2 protein-coding genes and 1 tRNA gene are annotated in these 1,884 nt (G+C 64.2%); 2 read left to right on the top strand and 1 reads right to left on the bottom strand.

Features of this window, described 5'->3' with window-relative positions:
• Positions 1-160 precede the first annotated feature (160 nt).
• Entirely contained in the window at positions 161-472 is a 312-nt protein-coding gene (locus tag ENN83_RS00035; RefSeq protein ID WP_287182585.1) for a hypothetical protein, read from the top strand.
• Positions 473-498: 26 nt separating this feature from the next.
• Here ENN83_RS00035 and ENN83_RS00030 read toward each other — a convergent pair.
• Positions 499-575 (bottom strand) — tRNA-Arg (locus ENN83_RS00030).
• A 112-nt stretch (positions 576-687) separates the two neighbouring features.
• Between ENN83_RS00030 and ENN83_RS00025 the strand changes: the two genes are divergently transcribed.
• A complete protein-coding gene (locus ENN83_RS00025; protein WP_287182583.1) occupies positions 688-1,764 on the top strand; it encodes a LacI family DNA-binding transcriptional regulator in 1,077 nt (358 codons plus the stop codon).
• Positions 1,765-1,884: the final 120 nt, after the last annotated feature.

The raw sequence follows: 1,884 nt of genomic DNA, 5'->3' as shown, positions 1-1,884 counted from the left end.
TTCAGCCGCTCCATCTGCTCGTCTGTCAGCCAGAAAAGATTGCTCATCGTGCTCCCCATCAGCGCAGGGTCTTGAATCACGCAGAGGCAGCGGCATCAAGCCAATCAATGGGTCCTGAGCCTACCTTCATGCGGCACTGGCCGCCCGAAAAGACAAGCACATGACATGGATGACGACGGCGCACGGCAAATCCCGGAGCGTCAAGGCAGCGGGCCAGTGGTTTGCTGCCAAAGCCAGAGCTGCGGGTGTCTGTGGCCGTTCGGCGCATGGTTTGCGGAAAAGCCGGGCTCGGGCGTTAGCCGAAGCCGAAGGAACCTCGGCTCAAATCGGAGCCTGGACGGGGCATGAAAGCCCGTCCGAGATCGAACGATACATCCGCAACTTTAACAAGCGGAAGGTGCTCAGCAGCACGAAAACCGAACAAAAAGTTCCAACTCAAACGACCAAAGTTCCAAACCTTCAAAAAAAGTGAGGATAAACATATGTTTAGGGAGGCGTTGGCGACCCCGGCAGGACTCGAACCTGCAACCTATCCCTTAGGAGGGGATTGCTCTATCCTGTTGAGCCACGGGGCCATGCCGGGCCTTTCTCTCCGGAAAATGCTGTGCATGCAAGTCTGCATGCGCTTGGAATTTCACCCGGCCCGCGCTTAACTGCGGCGAAAGCCTCGACAGGAGCGTCTTGCACGTGACCCTTTCCGACCCGCCCCGCCCGCGCAAGCCGCTGACGCTGCGCGATGTCTCCGAGGCGTCTGGCGTGTCCGAGATGACCGTCAGCCGCGTCTTGCGCGCCAGCGGGGATGTGACGGAAAAGACCCGCGAAAAGGTTCTGGAGGCGGCCAAGCGGCTGGGCTATGTGCCGAACCGGATCGCCGGCGGGCTGGCCAGCCAGCGGGTGAACCTGGTGGGCGTGATCATCCCGTCGCTGTCGAACATGGTCTTTCCAGAGGTTCTGTCGGGCATCAACGAGGTGCTTGAAAATACGCCGCTTCAGCCCGTGTTCGGGCTATCGCGCTATGATCCGCCGCATGAGGAGAAGGTGCTGTTCGAGATGCTGTCCTGGCGGCCCTCGGGGCTGATCGTGACCGGGCTGGAACATTCCGAGGCCACGCGCGCGATGCTGCGGGCGGCGGGCATCCCGGTGGTCGAGATCATGGACCTGGACGGCGAACCGCTGGATTCGGTCGTCGGCATCTCGCATCGCCGCGCGGGTGCCGAGATGGCCCGCGCCATCGCCGCGGCGGGCTACCGGCGGATCGGGTTCCTGGGCACCAAGATGCCGATGGACCACCGCGCACGCAAGCGCTTCGAGGGCTTCACGGGGGCGCTGGCACGGGCGGGGATCGAGGTGGCCGATCACGAGTTCTATTCGGGCGGATCGGGGCTGGCCACCGGGCGGGAGATGACCCGTGCCCTGCTCGGCCGCAATCCGGCCCTGGATTTCCTGTATTACTCCAATGACATGATTGCGGCGGGCGGCCTGCTTTACTGCCTGGGAAACGGCATCGACATCCCCGGCCGGATGGGCCTTGCCGGGTTCAACGGGATCGAGTTGCTGGACGGGCTGCCGCTGAAACCCGCGACCATGGATATCCAGCGCCGCGAGATCGGGCGGCGGGCAGCGCGGATCATCGCCGATTGCGTGGCGCAGGGGCTGTCCGGCGCGGGCGAGCGCGTGGCGCTGACGCCGCGGATCGACCCCGGCGACACGCTGCGCATGGCGCCCCCTCGCGCCGATGGACAAGACCGCCCCGATCATGTTTAACCCGCGCCACCGCCTGCCCTGCCGCGGCAGCCCGCCATGAGGCCACCATGCCCGCCGTCTCGATCGTGATCCCGATGAAGAACGAAGCCGAGAACGTGGCGTTCCTTCTGGACGAGATCG

This window comes from Rhodovulum sp., assembly GCF_011048875.1.
Lineage (GTDB): Bacteria > Pseudomonadota > Alphaproteobacteria > Rhodobacterales > Rhodobacteraceae > Rhodovulum > Rhodovulum tesquicola.
Note: the sequence above shows the minus strand (reverse complement) of the source record. Positions and strands in the feature narration are given on the sequence as shown.

Excerpts from the sequence above, each read along its gene's own strand:
- ENN83_RS00035 (WP_287182585.1), top strand. The coding sequence starts at position 161 with ATGACATGGATGACGACGGCGCACGGCAAATCCCGGAGCGTCAAGGCA.